Origin of the sequence: Streptomyces sp. NPDC058671 (genome assembly GCF_042716475.1) — a bacterium.
In the GTDB taxonomy this organism is placed as follows: Bacteria; Actinomycetota; Actinomycetes; order Streptomycetales; family Streptomycetaceae; genus Streptomyces.
On record NZ_JBHXSA010000005.1, the window covers coordinates 1 to 16,572 of the forward strand.

At 74.2% G+C, this 16,572-nt stretch carries 9 protein-coding genes; all 9 read right to left on the reverse strand.

What is annotated here, in order from left to right:
• A partial coding sequence (locus tag ACFWV2_RS07835) for an amino acid adenylation domain-containing protein (protein ID WP_384403315.1) occupies nt 1-8,471 on the reverse strand: 8,471 nt, incomplete at its 3' end.
• Nucleotides 8,471-9,553: a 2,3-diaminopropionate biosynthesis protein SbnA gene (sbnA, locus tag ACFWV2_RS07840; RefSeq protein WP_384403318.1), complete on the reverse strand. Its 1,083-nt coding sequence runs from the start codon at nt 9,551-9,553 to the stop codon at nt 8,471-8,473. The genes sbnA and ACFWV2_RS07835, both read right to left, overlap by 1 nt.
• A 29-nt stretch (nt 9,554-9,582) precedes the next feature.
• Nucleotides 9,583-10,632 (reverse strand): 2,3-diaminopropionate biosynthesis protein SbnB, encoded by a 1,050-nt coding sequence (gene sbnB / locus ACFWV2_RS07845; RefSeq protein WP_384403321.1) that lies wholly within the window; start codon nt 10,630-10,632, stop codon nt 9,583-9,585.
• 108 nt (nt 10,633-10,740) lie between these two features.
• Entirely contained in the window at nt 10,741-11,916 is a 1,176-nt protein-coding gene (locus ACFWV2_RS07850) for an acyl-CoA dehydrogenase family protein (protein ID WP_384403324.1), read from the reverse strand.
• Nucleotides 11,913-12,725, reverse strand: coding sequence for a hypothetical protein (locus ACFWV2_RS07855; protein ID WP_384403326.1), 813 nt, complete (start codon nt 12,723-12,725; stop codon nt 11,913-11,915). The genes ACFWV2_RS07850 and ACFWV2_RS07855 overlap by 4 nt, the downstream gene beginning before the upstream one ends.
• Nucleotides 12,722-13,588, reverse strand: a complete 867-nt coding sequence (locus tag ACFWV2_RS07860) for a hypothetical protein (protein WP_384403329.1) — start codon at nt 13,586-13,588, stop codon at nt 12,722-12,724. Before ACFWV2_RS07860 ends, ACFWV2_RS07855 begins: the two co-directional genes overlap by 4 nt.
• Nucleotides 13,585-13,860, reverse strand: a complete 276-nt coding sequence (locus ACFWV2_RS07865) for an acyl carrier protein (protein ID WP_384403332.1) — start codon at nt 13,858-13,860, stop codon at nt 13,585-13,587. The genes ACFWV2_RS07860 and ACFWV2_RS07865 overlap by 4 nt, the downstream gene beginning before the upstream one ends.
• Before the next feature lie 29 nt (nt 13,861-13,889).
• Complete coding sequence (locus ACFWV2_RS07870; protein ID WP_384403335.1) at nt 13,890-15,188, reverse strand: type III PLP-dependent enzyme; 1,299 nt, start codon at nt 15,186-15,188, stop codon at nt 13,890-13,892.
• Entirely contained in the window at nt 15,185-16,570 is a 1,386-nt protein-coding gene (locus ACFWV2_RS07875; RefSeq protein ID WP_384403338.1) for an ATP-grasp domain-containing protein, read from the reverse strand. Before ACFWV2_RS07875 ends, ACFWV2_RS07870 begins: the two co-directional genes overlap by 4 nt.
• Between the last annotated feature and the right edge of the window lie 2 nt (nt 16,571-16,572).

Consider the following 16,572-nt stretch of genomic DNA (forward strand, 5'->3'; position numbering starts at 1 on the left):
CGCTGCCACACAGCGAAATCGGCATACTGCACAGGCAGCACCGACCACTCCGGAACACCTCCCGCACACCGCGCCGCGTACGCCCGCGACACGTCGCGGACGAGGGGTGCGACGGACCAGCCGTCCCAGGCGATGTGGTGGACGACGAGCTGGAGGAGCTGCTCGTCGGGGCCGGTGCGGTAGAGGTGGGCGCGGACGGGGATCTCGGTGGTCAGGTCGAATCCGCGGGCCGCGCGGGCCGCCGACACCGCCACCACGTCAGCCGCGTCCACCTCGGCGACGTCCAGACCCGGCCACACCTCCACCGCGTCCAGCACCACCTGCCCAGGCTCACCGTCCACCTCCGGGAACACCGTCCGCAGACTCTCGTGCCGCCCCACCACATCCCCCAGCGCAGCGTCCAGCGCCGCCACGTCCAGCGCACCCGACAACCGCACCGCGAAGGAGACGTTGTAGGCGGCGGACTCGGGGTCGAGCCGGTTGAGGAACCACAGTCGGGTCTGGGTGAAGGAGAGCGGCAGGTGTCCCCCGGCGTCCTCGCGGGGAGTCCGGCCGAGGGCGGGCCTGACCGTGTCGCCCGTGTCGAGGCGGGCGACGACACCGGCGACGGTGCGCGCCTCGAAGAGGGTGCGGATCGGCAGCTCGACGTCGAGCGCGGTCCGGGCCCGGCTCACCACGCGGGTGGCGAGCAGGGAGTGGCCGCCCAACTCGAAGAAGTCGTCGTCGATGCCGACGTCGGAGATCTGGAGCAGTTCGGCGAAGATGCCGCAGAGGATCTCCTCGACGGGGGTGCGGGGACCGCGGCCGCGTCGCGCGCGGGTCTCCTCGGGGTCGGGCAGCGCCTTGCGGTCCAGCTTGCCCTGCGGGGTGAGCGGGAGTTCGCCGAGGCTGACGATCGCCGCGGGCACCATGTACTCGGGCAGGACGGCGGCGAGCCCTTCGCGCAGCGCGGCGGCGTCGACGCCCGCGGGTGTCGCGGGGACCACGTAGGCGACGAGCCGGTCCTCCTGGCCGGGGGCGGTCCGTACGACGGCGGCGGCCTGGCGGACCGCCGGGTGGGCGGCCAGTTCGGTCTCGATCTCGCCGAGTTCGACGCGGAAGCCGCGCAGCTGCACCTGGTCGTCGGCGCGGCCGACGTAGTGGAGCTGTCCGTCGGGGCGCCAGTTCGCCAGGTCGCCCGTGCGGTACATGCGGGTGCCGGCGGGTCCGTACGGGTCGGCCACGAACCGCTTCGCGGTGAGGTCCGGCCGGTCCTTGTAACCGCGGGCGAGGTTGCCGCCGACGTACAGCTCGCCGACGGCTCCGGCCGGGACAGGGCGGAGCGCCTCGTCGAGGACGTAGACGCGGTGGGCGGCGGTGGGGCGGCCGATCGGCGGATGCCCGGCGGTCCCCAGCGGGTCGCTGACGGTGGAGGCGAGCACGGCCTCGGTGGGTCCGTAGCCGTTGAACATGCGGACCTGTCCGGCCCAGCGTTCCACCACGTGCGGCGGGCAGGCCTCGCCGGCGACGATCAGAGTGAGGTCGTCGGGGAGCCGGGAGCCCTCCGGCAGGGCGCCGACGACGACCGGCGGCAGTCCGGCCAGGTTGACCCGGTGCCGGTGGAGCAGGTCGACGAGGGGCCGGCCGGGGACCCGGCAGTCCTCGTCGGCGACGACGAGGGTGCCGCCGGCGAGCAGGGAGAGGCTCAGCTCCCACACCGAGGCGTCGAAGCTGAACGAGGCGAACTTCAGGACGCGGGCCCGGTGGTCGACGTCGAACTTCTCGACGAGGCTGGCCACCATGGCCGCGAAGCCGGCGTGGTCGACGATGACGCCCTTGGGACGGCCGGTGGAGCCCGAGGTGTAGATGACGTACGCGGGATGCCGGGGGTCGAGCGGCGCGGGCCGGTCGGCGTCCTCGGGTGCGTGGTCGGGCAGGGCGGCGAGTTCCCGGGTGGTGCGCTCCTCGTCGAGGAGGAGGACGGCGCATTCGGCGTCGGGCAGCCGCCCGGCCAGCTCCGTGGTGGTCACCAGGGTGGCCGGGCCGCTGTCGGAGAGCATGAACGCGATCCGGTCGGCGGGGTACTTGGGGTCGATGGGCAGATAGGCGGCGCCCGCCTTGAGGACGGCGAGGAGGGCCGCCGTCATCTCCACCGGGTCCGACAGGGCGAGGGCGACGGTCCGCTCGGGTCCCGCGCCCCGGGCGAGGAGCAGCCGGGCCAGCCGGTTGGCGCGCCGGTCCAGCTCCTCGTACGTGACCTGGGTGTCCCCGGAGACGATGGCGACGGCCCGCGGGTTCTCGGCCACACGCGACTGGAACAGGGCGGGGATGACGGGCCGGGGCGTGTCGTCGGCGCGGCCGCCCCACTCCTGGACGATCCGCCGGTGCTCGGCGGTGTCGTCGAGGGTGAGCCGTCCGACGGGGGTCCCGGGGTGGGTGACCGCGGTGCGGACGACGTCGACCAGCTGCCGGAGCGTCTCCTCGACGGCGGACCGTTCGTGCGCGGCGGGCCGGTACTGGAGGGTGAGCGTGAGCCGGGGCCCGGGGTGGACGAGGACGGCGAGGCCGCGCTCGGCCGCGAGGCGGGTGGTGCCGTCGCTCAGGCGCAGGGCGGGCACGAGCGCGTTCAGTGCGGACAGGTCGGCCCGCGGCTGGTTCTGGAAGCTGAACACCGTGTCGAACAGGTCGCCGGCGCCCGCGAGCCGCTGCACCTCGCCCAGGCCGATGTGCTGGTGCTCCAGAAGGTCGGTCTGCTGGGCGTAGAGACGCCGTACGAGGTCGGTGAACGGCTCCGCCGGGTCCAGGACGACCCGCTGCGGCAGCATGTTGAGGAAGAGTCCGACCATGCCCTCGACGCCGGGGAGCTCCGGCGGGCGGGCGGAGGCGACGGTGCCGAAGACGATGTCGCCGCGTCCGGTGCGGCGGCCGAGGACCACGGCCCAGCAGGCCTGGAGGACGGTGTTGAGGGTGACGTTCCGCTCGCGGGCCCAGGCGGTGAGCCGCCCGGTCAGGTCCTCGGGCAGTTCGTGGACGAGGGACTCGGGCGGCCTGGAGCCGTCGGCGTGCTCGCCGGTGGACAGCAGGGTGGGTTCGGTGACGCCCGTGAGCGCGGTCCGCCAGGCGGCCCGTGCCGCTTCGGTGTCCTGGGCGGCGAGCCAGGTGAAGTAGTCGCGGTAGGGCGGCGCCGGCGGCAGGACGGAGGCGTCGCCGCCGACGGCGTACAGGGTGAAGAGTTCGCGGGCCAGGATCCCCATGGACCAGCCGTCCGCGAGGAGGTGGTGCAGGGTCCACAGCAGCCGGACGCGGTCGCCGGGCAGGCGGACGGCGGTGAACCGCAGCAGGGGCGCGGCCGTCAGGTCGAAGCCCCGCTCCCAGTCGGCCTCGGTCAGCCGGGCCGACTCGGCGTCCCGTTCGGCCTGCGACGCGATCCCGGTGAGGTCGACGTCGGTCCAGGGGGTGCGGACCCGGCCGGCGACGGACTGCACGGGCTGTGCGTCCGGCGCCGCCTCGGGGAAGCTCACCCGGAGGCCCGGGTGCCGGTCGAGGAGCGCGTCGGCGGCGGCGCGGAAGGCGTCGGTGTCGAAGGGGCCCTCGATGTCGAGGACGGTCTGGAGCAGGTAGCTGTCCGTGCCGTGCCGCTCCAGTTCGGCCTGGATCAGCAGGCCCTGCTGGAGCGGGGAGAGCGGCAGGAGTTCGGCGCGGGGCCCGCGCTCGGCGGCGAGGGCGGTGTGCCGGGCGAGGGTCTCCAGGGCGCGGAACCAGGTGCGGGCGATGTCCTGAGCGGCGGCGTCCGGGAACAGCTCGCCGGCCCAGATCCAGTCCGCGACCAGGTGCGGGCCGTCGGCGCGGTCCTCGGTCACCGGGGTGACGGCGAGGACGTGCCGCAGCGGCGTGCGCGGGTGGACCCCGGTGCCGATGACGGCGTCCTCGGTCACCAGGGACCAGTCGCCGCTGGGGGCGTCGGTCTGGAACCGCCCGAGGTAGTTGAAGCCGATCTCGGGCACGCCGTGGCGGGCGAGGGCGGGCAGGGTCTGCGGGTTGAGGTGGCGCAGCAGGCCGAAGCCGAGACCGTGGTCGGGCAGCCGGCGCAGTCGGCGCCGGACCTCCTGGAGCGCGGTGCCGGCCGTGTCGCCGCCTGCCCACAGGTCGTCCCAGTCGACGGTGGGGCCGGGGCCGAGGAGGACGGGGTAGACGCTGGTGAACCAGCCGACGGTGCGGGACAGGTCGACGTCGTCGGTGAACTGCTCGCGGCCGTGGCCCTCCAGCTCGACCGTGGTGTCGGTGGGACCGCCACCGTTGCGGCGGCGCCAGTCGGCGACCGCCATGCCGAGGGCGGTGAGCAGCAGGTCGTTGATCTCGCCGTCGGGGATGCCCCGGACGCCCGCGAGCACGGCGGCCGTCGTCCGGGTGTCGAGTTCCAGGCGCAGTCGGTGGGCGGTGCCGTAGACGTCGCGGGCCGGGTCGAGCGGGCGGTCGCCGAGCAGCGCGGCACCGCGATCGAACTGTTCGTTCCACAGGGGGAACTCGGCGACGCGGTCGGCGGTCCTGGCGTGGGCGCCCAGCATGCTCGTCCACTGGCGGTACGAGGTGGGGACCGGGTCCGGGCTGTCGCCGGCGACAGCGCGGGCGAGGTCGGAGACGAGGACGCGCCAGGAGACGCCGTCCACGCACAGGTGGTGGGTGAGCCACACCAGGCGGCCGGAGCGGCCGGGGCCCCGGTCGATCAGGACGAGCTGGGTCACCCGGCCGGTGTCCGGGGAGAGCCGGGCGCGGGCCAGGTCGGTCTGCTCGCGGACGGCGTCGGCGAGGGCCCGGCGGTCGTCACCGACGTGGGACGCGTCGACATGGCGTACGAGGTCGGCGGCGGTCACCGCGCCCGGCGGGAGCGCTTCGAGGGACCAGAGCCCCTCGACGGGGACCGTGAGCCGGGTGCGCAGGGCGGCGTGCCGGTCGAGGAGGGCGTCGACGGCGGTACGGAGGGCGTCGACGCTTAGCCCTGCGGGGGTGCGCAGGACGACGAACTGGCTGTACTCGCGGGAGCGTTCGTCCAGTGCGGCGAGGTCCTCGCGCAACTGGTGCGCGATCGGGGCCAGTTCGATCTCGCCGGTGCCGTCGTGGACGGAGGCCGCGGGGCGTCCGGGCCCGTCGGCCGGGGTGGCGGCGGCGACGGCGCGGGGGGTGCCGTGCTTGCGGATGAGGAGCGGGGTGACGGCGAGGCCGGCCTTGCGGGCGTGGCTGACCGCCTGGATGGCGGTGATGCTGTCGCCGCCGAGCTCGAAGAAGTTGTCGTCGGGTCCGGCGGGGACGCCGAGGACCTCGGTGAAGACGGCGCGGAGGATCTCCTCGCCCCGCGACCGGGGGCCGGGGTCGGGCGAGGCGCTCGCGGAGCCGGTCTTCGGCAGCGGCAGCGGGAGCGCCTTGCGGTCGACCTTGCCGTGCGCGGTCAGCGGCAGGGCGTCGAGGACGAGCAGGTGCGGCGGCACCATGTAATCGGGCAGGGTCGTCGCCAGGTGCGTGCGGAGCGAGCCGGGGTCGAGGGTGGTGTGCTCGCGGGGGACGCAGTGACCGACGAGCTGCCTGCCTCCCGAGGCGTCGTCCACGACCGTGACGACGGCGTCGGCGACGTCCCCGTGGCGGCGCAGCGCGCTCTCGATCTCGCCGAGTTCGATGCGGTGGCCGCGGATCTTCACCTGGTGGTCCCTGCGCTCCAGGAAGGCGAGTTCGCCGTTGTCGTCCCGGCGGACGTGGTCGCCGGTGCGGTACATGCGGGATCCGGCGGGGCCGTACGGGTCGGGGACGAAGGTGCCCGCCGTACGGGCCGGGTCCGCGAGGTAGCCGCGGCCGACGCCGGCGCCCGCCACGTACAGCTCGCCGGGCGTGCCGTGCGGCAGGGGCCGCAGGTCGTCGCCGAGGACGTACAGGCGGGTGTTGCGGACGGGGGCGCCGATGGGGACGGGCCGGTCGGAGGCCGGGGCGTGCCGGATGTGCGCGTGGGTGACGTCGTCGGAGCACTCGGTGGGCCCGTAGGCGTTGACGAGCGGCGTCCCGGGGTGACGGGCGAGCCAGCGCCTGCACAGGTCGGCGGGCAGGGCCTCGCCGGTGACCATGAGGTGGCGCAGGCCCGGCAGGTCCACGCCGGTGCCGGTACGGTCCCAGGCGTCGAGGGCGGCGCGCAGCAGCGAGGGCACGACCTCCAGGACGGTGATGCCGTCGGCGGCGGCGAGCGGGAAGAGGAGGTCGGGGTCGGCGGCGGTGTCCCGGCCGACGACGCGCACCCGGCCGCCGACGACGAGCGGGGCGAGCATCTGCCAGACGGAGATGTCGAAGGTGACGGGGGCGTTCTGCACGAGCGAGTCCCGCTCGGTCAGTTCCAGGTCGTCGACCTTGGCGAGCAGGTGGTTCACCATGCCCGCGCGATGCACCATGGCGCCCTTGGGCTTCCCGGTGGAGCCGGAGGTGAAGATCACGTACGCCAGGTCCTGCGGTGCGCCGGCGAGCGGCGCGAGGCCGTCCAGGGGGTCCTCGGCGTCGTCGGCGGTGACGATCCGCACGGGCCGTCCGGCGGCCGCGGCGGCCTGTTCGGCGAGGGGCAGGTGCTGCGCGTCCGCGAGCAGCTGGTCGATGCCGTTGTCGGCGAGCAGGGCGGCGGTGCGCGCGACGGGCGCGTGCGGGTCGAGCGGTACGTAGGCGGCGCCCGCGCCGATGACCGCGAGCACCGAGGTCACGTAGCCGGTACCGGGGGTGGCGAGGATGCCGACGAGACCCGTGCCGGGCAGAGCGCGGGACAGTGCGGAGGCGCGGGCGACGAGGGAGGCGTACGTGAGGGGGGCGTCGTCGTCCTCGACGGCGACCGCGTCGGGGCGTCGGGCGGCCTCCTCCCGGACGCGCTCGACGAGACAGGTGAACGCGGCGGGCCGTTCGGGCCCTGAGGCGGTACGGAGCCAGTCGGGGTTGCTCGCGGCCGAGAGGGGGGCGGGCGGGTGACTCGGCCGGCCTGCGGCCGAGGTGGCGCCGGGCAGATCGGCGGAGCGGCCTGCGGCCGGGACGCGGGCGGGGAGGTCGCCCGCGTGGTCCGCGGTCGAGACGGCGCCGCGCAGGTCGGCGGAGTTGCCTGTCGTCGAGACGGGGGCGGGCAGGTCGCCCGCGTGGTCCGCGGCCGTGGAGTGGCCGGGGAGGTCGGTGTCGAGGGCCAGGCTGCCGACGCGGGAGTCGGCCGTGGCCTCGGCGAACCGGCCGACGAAGGCGGCGAGCCGGGCGAGGTGCCCGTCGATCTCGGCGTCGGTGTAACGGTCGGGGCTGCCGTTGAGGTGGATCTCGATGCCGTCGCCGGGCGTCTCGACGAGGGTCACCATCACGTCGTCGACGAGGCCGGTGGACAGGTTGTGCACCTCGGCCGTGCACGCACCGAGGTCGAGTCCCGTCTGCTGCGGCAGCAGGTTGACGAAGGGGCCGAAGGGGCGCCGGTCGTCGCTGCGCAGCCCCATGCCACGACGGATCGCGCTGACCCGGTGCCGCTGGTGCCGCAGGACCTGGGCGAGCTCGCGGGAGGTGAGCCGGAGGAGTTCCGCCTTGGTGAGAGCGGGACGTACCGGTACGCGCAGGGGCAGGTAGTTGGCCATCATGCCGGGCACGGCCCGCTGGCGGGCGTTCATCCGGGCGGTGGCGGGCAGGGTGAGCAGCACCTCCTCGGTGCCGGACACCCGCTGGGTGTAGAGGGCGACGGCGGCCATCGCCACCGTGGGCCAGGTGACGTCCGAGCGGCTCGCGCTGTCGCGCAGGGCCCGTACCGTCGCGTCGGGCAGGACGACGGAGTGGCGCAGCAACCCGCTGGGGAGACCGGTGGCGGGGGGCCGGCGGGACAGCGTGACCAGTTCGGGCGGCTCGGGGAAGCGCCGCTGCCAGAACTCCGCGTCGCGGCGGGCGGGTCCGGAGGCGCGGTACGCGGCCTCGGCGTCGACCAGGTCGCGCAGGGGCGGCAGCGCCGCGCCGGGGGCGGCGCCGTCCGGGTCCGCGGCGTACAGCTCGGCGAGCCGGCGCCACAGGACCGTCTGGCTGAAGCCGTCGCACAGCAGGTGGTGCACGCACAGGTAGAAGAAGGCGCGGTCGGGGGCGACGGTGAGGACGGCGGTCCGCATCAGCGGGAAGTCGTCGAGGTCCATGGGGACGGCGAGGTCCTGCCGCATCCAGTCCCGGGCCGCCTCGGCGGGGTCGTCCGCGTGCCGCAGGTCGAGCACGGTCAGCGGCGGCTCGGGGAGCGGTTCGATGCTCTGGCGCGGTTCGCCGTCGCGGTCGGTGAAACGGGCCCGCAGGCACTCCGCCTCGTCGACGAGCCGGCGGAGCGCGGTGCGGAAGCGGCCGGTGTCGAGCGGGCCGCGGATGTCCAGGTATCCGGCCGAGTTGTACGCGTTGCTGCGCCCGGCGGCCCGCGCGTCGAGCCAGATCTCCACCTGGCCCGCGGTGAGCGCCGGTCCGGCGCCCGGAGTCGAAGTCATCACAGGCTCCCAGTGGTGGTCGGGCCGACCCGGACGGGACCGGCGGGATGGTGCGGGGCGTGCTGGGCGTGCGAGGGACGGTGGCCGAGGGCCCTGGGGGCGGGCGGCGGTGCGAACGGTTCCTCGGTGAGGGTGTCCGGACCGAACGCCTCGCCGACCCAGGCGTCGTCGTAGACGGTGTCCAGGTACCGCTCGCCGAGGTCGGGGGCGATGGCGACGGCGGTCAGGTCGGTGGCGCCGGGGCGGTTCTCGCGCAGCCAGCGGACGGCGCCGCTGAGCACGGTGCCCGTGGAGCCGCCGAGCAGGAAGCCTTCACGCAGCAGCGCCCGGCAGGCGCGCACCGTGTCCTTCTCGGGGACGATGACGACGTCGTCGAGGAGGGACGCGTCCAGGAGGGCGGGCCGCACGCTCGTCCCCACGCCGGGGATGAGCCGGGGGGCGGGCTCGCCGCCGAAGTTGACCGACCCGGCCGCGTCGACGGCGACGATGGTCACCGCCGGGTTGTGCTCGCGGAAGAAGCGCGCGCAGCCCATCAGGGTGCCGGTGGTGCCCGCGCCGACGAAGAGGACGTCCAGGTCCGGGAAGGCCTTGGCGATCTGCGGAGCGGTCGACTGGTAGTGCGCGGTCCAGTTGCCCGTGTTGGCGTACTGGTTGAGCCAGTGGTAGTCGTCGTGCTCCTCGCACAGCCGGCGGACCAGGTCGAGGCGTGCGCCGAGCAGCCCCCGCTCGGGGTGCGGCCGGGAGACCACGCGCACGTCGGCGCCGAGCCGCTGCATCAGCCTGCGGGACGCCTGGGTGCACCGTGAGTCGGTGATGCAGACGAACCGGTAGCCCCGGCTGACGGCGACCAGGCTGAGGGCCACCCCCAGGTTCCCGGACGAGCTTTCGACGATGGTCATTCCGGGGCGGAGCGCCCCGGTGCGCTCGGCGGACTCCACCATCTCGTTCGCGGCGCGGAGTTTGACCGAGCCCGCGAAGTTGAAGCCCTCACATTTCAGGTAGAGGGGATATCCGGTGACCCGCCGGACGTCGACGAAAAGATCGTCGACGTCGAATTCCTGCGGCGTCGTGATGACTGGCATGCGTCTACTCCCGCCCGATGCGCGCGTGTTCAGCCCGTGGTGGTCTGCCGCTGTCCGTAGCGGTCCAGTTCGTGGAAGAAGTCGTCGACGACCCGGAGTTCTCCGGAGTCGCGGACGAGGTCGTGGACGTACTTGCCGACGGCGAGGTCGAGCACGCCGAGGCCGAAGGGGGAGAACACCAGCGGCAGGGACGGATCGGGCCGCACGGACCCGGTGATCACGTCGTACAGGGTGCCGGTGAGGAAGTCCCGGTTGCCGGTGCGCTGTTCGGCGAGGTGGACCGAGGTGTCCGCCTTGAGGCAGTGCTCGACGTCGTCGACGATGTTGGCCGAGGCCAGGATGACCTCGGGTGCCAGGTCGCGCAGCGAGACGTTCAGGACGAGCGGGCGGTGCGCGAAGAGCCCGGGGTCGGTGACGTGGGGTGCGCCGGCGACGGTGGCGAAGACCACGAGGTCGCTGGAGCGCAGCAGGTCGTCGGAGGTGTCGTGGACGGTGACGGGGGCCCGCTCGCCGCTCTGCTCCAGGTAGACGCGGAACTCGCGGGCGTACTCGGGGCGCAGGTCGTGGACGCCCACGTGCTCGAACTCCCAGCCGGTGGCGGCCAGGAAGGTGTGGACGTAGCGGGCGATGAGCCCGGTGCCGACGATGCCGAGCCGCAGCGGCCGGGGGCGGCCCTGGGAGAGCCGGTCGGCCGCGAGCGCGGCGGACGCGGCGGTCCGGACGGCGCTGATGATGGAGCCCTCCATGCAGGCGAACGGGTAGCCCGTGACGGGGTCGTTCAGGAGGAGGGCCGCCGAGGCGCGGGGCAGACCGGAGGCGATGTTGCCGGGGAAGCTCGATATCCATTTGATGCCGTCCACGCCGACGTCACCGCCGCAGGAGGCGGGCAGCGCGATGATCCGCGCGTCGGGCCGGTCGGGGAAGCGCAGGAAGTAGGAGGGCGGGTTCACGGTCCGGCCGGCCCCGTGGAGCCGGTAGGCGTCCTCCACGATCTCCACGATCTGTTTCTCGCGGCCGGAGAGGGCGGCCTGGACCTGCGCGCCCGGTATCACTGCGAAAGCCGGGGACGGCTTCTCCATGGCTGTGTCCACCTTTTCAGACGATGACGTGCTCGGTTCGGCCGAGGACGATGAGTGCATGGTTGCGCCGGGCCCTGACGACGGGCTGATCCACCGCTGACGGGGCTCTCAGCGGGTGGCGAGGGGTGGTGCGGCGCGGTCGATCTTTCCGCCGAGGAGCCCCTGGAAGAGGTTCAGGCGCTGCATGTGCGCGGTGCCTTCGAGGAACTCCATCGCCCGCGCGTCCCGGGCGAGTTTGTCGAGCAGCGGATGGTCGATGCGGGCCCCGGGGCCGAAGAAGGAGCAGGCCGCGAGGGTGGCGTCCTCGGCGAGCCGGGCGGTGCGCAGCTTGGCGGCGGAGGCCAGGTGGCCGTCCGTGCCGCGGGCGTCGACGGCGGCCGCCGCGTGGTGGACCAGAAGGCGTGCCGCGTCGACACGGCGGCGGAGGTCGTCGAGCCGTTCGCGTTCGGCGGCGCGCAGGGTGCCGCGGTGGGACGTGACGTACTCCAGGGCGGCGCGGGCGACGCCGACGGATATGGCGGCGACGCCGGGGCGCAGCAGGTTGAACGTCTGGACGAAGGCCCATACGCCGCGCCGGGTGGCGGGCAGGTGCCGGCCGAGGAACCGCTCCTCGGGGACGGGGACGCGGTCCATGACGACGGAGCTGATCCGAGCGCCGCGCAGGCCGATCATGTCGAGCGGTTCGGCGCGGAAACCGGGGTCGGCGGTGTCGACGAGGACGGCGGTGATGCCGAGCGGTCCGGGCCTGCTGCGGGCGAACACCACGCCGAGCTGGGCGCGCGAGGCGTTGCCGACGTAGCGTTTCTCCCCGCTCAGCAGGGCGCCGTCCGGGGTGGGGGTGAGGGTGCTGCGCAGTGCCGCCGCGTCCGAGCCGCCGTCCGGTTCGGTCAGGGCGAAGCAGGTCCACAGCGGCTCGCTGAGCATCCGGCCGTAGAACCACCGCTTCTGGGCCTCGTCCGCGAAGAGGCCGACGGCGACGCCGGCGAGGAGCGGTCCCGGTGCGGCGACGAGCGTGCCGACGTCGGCGCAGGCCAACTCCTCCATGACGACGGCGCGTTCGAGGGCGGAGTCGCCGTAGAAGCGGTGGCCGTCGATCTTCTCCGGCTCGTGACCGTACGCGGCGGGAATGCCCATGGTGGCCAGATGGCGCACGGCCGGGAGGTGGAAGTGGCGGCGGACGGCCTCCGGGTCGCGGTCGATCTCCAGGGCGAGCGGACGCAGGTCCGCCCCCCATGCGCGCACCCTGGAGCGGAGCGCGGCCAGACGGGCGTCCACGAGCGTCACGACGTGCCCTCCCGGTCGGTGTGGGCCGACGCGCCGGTGCGGGCGTCCGTGCCCGGGCCCGCCTCCGCGCCCGTGGGGGCGTCTGTGCCCGCGTGGGCCTCCGCGACCGGGTCCGCCTCCGTGCCCGTGTGGGCCTCCGCCAGCACCTCCGAGGCGTAGGCGGTCATGCCGGGGCTGTCCCTGAGGTAGCCCGAGGCGCCGAGCAGCCGCACCTGTTCGCGGTCGGCGGCGGTGATACGGCCGTGCAGGTGGTGCAGCATGCCGGCGTCGAGGTCACCCGGGGCGGCCCCGGTCAGGACGGCCCGGACCTCCAGGTGCTCGACGAGGACGTCGGCGATGGTGCCCTTGACCAGCTGCTGCTGGAGCAGCGTGGAGTCGCCGGTCCGCCGGTGGGCGAGATGGGCGACGCAGGCGGACCGCAGACCTTCGGAGAGTCCGAGGCGGAGCCACACCAGACCCAGGGCGTACGCGTCGCTCCGGGCCCGGCCGGTCGCGTCCGGGCGGCTGCCGTCGGCCCGTCGGGGCCGGGCGACCCGCGTCGTGACGACGGAGCCGCCCGGCAGGACCGTCTCGTCCGGCGCGGTCTCCCGCAGGCGCTCGCGCGGGTGGCGCAGGCCGTCGAGCCAGGACTCCTCGGCCTCCGCGTGGGTCCGCGCGTCCACCACGGCGTGCCCGGCGGGTCCGCAGGGCAGCAGGCCGGGCAGGACGGCGGAGCCGAGCGCGGCGAGCGCGGGGGCGAGCCCCTCGTGCCGGGCCGTGCCGTGGACGTGTGCGGTCAGCGCCATGTCGTCGGGCGCGAGCGTGGTCACGCGTCTCTCCGGAGCAGACAGGCGCTGAGTTCGCCGGTCTCCGGATCGTGGTCGAGCAGGGCGACACGGTCCTCGTGCGGTGCCCGGCTCGCCTCCGCGACCAGCTCGGTCAGCGTGGCGGAGGCCGGAAGCCCCGCCGGGGCCCGCAGTCGGCGGCCGGTGTGTCCGGCCGGCCCGGCTCCGGCGTCGAGGCCGTACCCGAGGACGAGGGGGACGTCCGGGCCGCAGCCGAGCTCGTCGAGGAGCGCCGGGGCCAGGCCCGGGACGTCCTCGGCGCGGACGCCCGAGGCGCGGCGCACCGCCAGCTCACCGGCCGCGCCGTCGGCGGTGAACAGCAGGGCGACCCCGGCGTCACCGGCGAGGTCGCGGCCCGTCTCGTACGGCAGGGTCGCCTGGTCGAGGACGAACACGGCGGCCGAGCGGTAGCCGTGCCGCCGGACGTACCGGGCGGCGAGCTCCAGGGCGACGAAGGGTGCCGCGGAGCCGCAGTCGGCGACGGTGAGCACCTGCGGGTCGCCGGGGACGAGGACGGACAGGGCGGTGACCGCGGCGAGCCGGCAGTCCAGGTCGGGGGTGGCGTGGGCGACGACGACGAGCTCGGCCTCGACGGGCCCGGTCGACAGGTCGGCGAGGAGTGCGGCGGCCATGACGGCGAAGGTGTTGCCGGTGCCGCGGGCGGCGACGTCGGGACGGTGCTCGACCCCGTAGAGGGTGGTGAGGTCGGCGAAGTGCCGGGCGGAGAAGGCGTCGTCGATCCGGGCCGCGCCCTCGGGGAACGTACGGTGCGTGGTCGCGGCGAGCCGCAGCGGGAACACTCCGGTGTCCCCGGCGGCGCGGGGGGCGCGCACGGGCTGCACGGTCATCCCCTGGCACCCGTTTCGGCGGCGATGAAGTCGGCCAGCGAGCGGACGCTCGCGAAGTGCGCCATCTCCAGGGAGTCCGTGTCGAACTCGATGTCCAGCGACTCCTCGAGACGCATCAGCATCTCGAAGACGCCCGTCGAGTCGAGACCCAGCTCGTCGAAGAGCCGGGAGTCCTCGGTCAGCTCCGGCAGGTCGTAGTCGAGCACGTCGTGGAGGGCCGCGGAGATCTCGGAGACGATCCGGGCGCGGTCGGTGGTGGTCGGAGCGGTCATGGCGGGAGTCCTTCCGGCGGTGGTCGGGGTCAGTTGGCGGCGGTGGCGCGAGCCTGGAGCACGGCCGCCGGGAGCCGCTGCTTGCTCAGCAGGTCGTCGGGGCGGTCGGGCTCCCGGACGAGGTGGGCGTGTCCGTCGACGACGAGCACCTCGGCGGGGTAGCCGTGGCTGAGGAAGTTCACGGGGGACGCGGTGGGGCCGTACGCGCCGGAGCGGTCGACGCCGAGCAGGTCGCCCGGGGCGAGCGGCGGCAGCTCGATCTTCTTGGCAAGGGTGTCGTTGGGGGTGCACAGCGGCCCGGTGACGTTCCACGTCTCCGCGCCGGCCGTCTCGCCGGCGCCGCTGATCAGGCGCATCGGGAAGTTCCGCTTGACGAAGGAGCCGATGCCGACCGCCGCCATGTGGTGGTGGGTGCCCCCGTCGGTGACGGCGAAGCGCTCCCCGAGCGAGGTCTTCACGTACCGCACGCGCAGGACGTACGTGCCGGCCTCGGCGGTCAGGTAGCGGCCGAGCTCCATGACGAGCCGGGTACGCGGATACCGGTCGGCGAAGGCGGCCACGACGGGGTTGAGGTCCTTCGCGAGGACGGACAGGTCGAGGTCGCGCTCGCCGTCGAAGTAGGCGACGCCGAGGCCGCCGCCGATGTCGACGAGGTCCAGGTCGAAGCCGAGCGCGGCGGAGAGGCGTTCGGCGAGGTCGAAGATCCGCGTGGAGTTCTCGACGACGGACTGCTCGTTGAGGATGCGGGTGCCCATGTAGACCTGGACGCCCATCAGACGGACGTGCGGGAAGCGCCGGGCGAGGTCGGGGTCGGCGAACAGCTGCGCCTCGTCGATGCCGAACTGGCGGGGCTTGCCGCCCATGGTGAGTCCGGAGCCCTTCACCGAGAAGGCGGGGTTGACGCGCAGGGCGACCGGCGCCCGTTCGCCGCGCTCCCGGGCCAGTTCGTCGATGACGGCGAGTTCCTGGAGCGATTCGCAGACGACGGCGGCCACGCCCTCGTCCAGGCAGGCGGCCAGTTCGACGCGGCTCTTGCCGGGGCCGAGGAAGATGATGTCCTCAGGGGCGACGCCGGCCCGGCGGGCGGTGAGGAGCTCGGTGAGCGAGCAGACCTCGGCGCGGGCGCCATGGGCGTGCAGCAGGGCGCAGACGGCGACGTTCGGGTTGGACTTCAGGGAGAAGAAGATCTCCAGCCGGGGGTCGAAGGCCTCGCGCAGCGCCCGCATGCGGCCTTCCAGCGCGTCCCCGTCGTACAGGTAGAACGGGGTGCCGTAGGTCTCGGCGATCTCGGCGACGGGGATTCCCTGGACCTCGTGTCGTGTGGTCATGCCGCGTTGTCCTTCCGTGCCGCGAGTCGCGCGGCGATCTCCGTGTCGAGGGTGCCGATGCGGGCGTCCGTCTCCTCCACGAGGACCCCGTAGAGGCGTCCGTCGACGGTCGGGGCGTCCTGCTCCGCCGTCTCGGCGAAGCCCGCGTTGACCGTGGCGTGGTTGTTGACGAGCAGGCCGGTGCCGCGGTCGGGGTCGAAGAGGAGCCCGTCGAGCAACTCCCGGGTCTCCGCGAACGGCAGGGGGGCGGTGAGCCGGAGCGGGTAGTGGCGGGCGACGGCGATCCGGCCGTCCCCGACGAACCGCTCCTCGAGGCCGACCTGGTAGGTCGACATGTTGTGCCGGGCGTTGATCTCCACGACCGGGTAGAGGCCGCCCTCGGGGTCCACCATGGCGTCCACACCGACCACACCGACGTATCCGTCGGCGGCGAGGCGCTTGCCGAGCCGCTCGGCGGCGTCGCGGACCACGTCCCGCTGGACGGCGGAGAGCCGGGCGGGCATCCGGTGCCCCTTGTGCACACCGCCCTCGGTGAGCTGCTCCTTGACGAAGTCGAAGCGGACGGAGCCGTCACGGCCGACGGTGAACTGGTAGTTCAGGTCGGTCTCCTTGGCCACCCACTCCTCGACGACGAAGGCGACGGACCCGTTCCCCGACCGTTCCGCCTGCTTGCGCACCATGCCGAGGATCCGGTCGGCCCTGCGCGGACTCTCCAGTACGGCGATGCCCTTGCCGGAGACACCGAACGCCTCCTTGACGACGTACCGCGTCCCGCTGTCGTCCGTGGCGGCGGCGAAGGCGGCGGCGAGTTCGTCGAGGGTGTCGCAGGCCCAGCCCCGGGGCTGGCGCAGTCCGAGCTCGTCGGCGACCCGACGGCTGTACACCTTGCTGTTGACCGCCTTGCAGACGCCGGGGCCGGGTCCGGCGAGCGGAAGTCCGGTCGCCTCCGTGAACCGCAGCTCGTCCGCGGAGATGCCGTGCGCGGTGACCTGGCAGCCCTGGGCCGCCAGCGCGGACAGGGCCGCCAGCAGCGCCGGGTCGTCGAGGGCGTCCTCGGTGACCGTGCGCTGCGGGTCCTGCCGGCCGGGCACGTGGATGCGGGGCAGGTCGACGCCGAGCCCGGTGAGGAAGGCGAGGTAGTCGTCGTCCGGGCGGGTCTTGAGGACGACGTGGTCGTCGGCGCCGCCGAGGAACAGGGCGAACTCGTCCATGTGGTTGACCACGGCTCCGGCCGTCGCCGCCGACAGCCGTGGCAGGGTGTGCTCGCCCTTCGCCCACTGCTGCTCCACCTCGAAGTTGCCGAGGAACAGCAGCGGGGTCTCGGGCGCCCCGGTCAGGGCTGTCGCGAGCCGCGCTCGGAAGCCCGGGAGTGTGCCGCTCATGT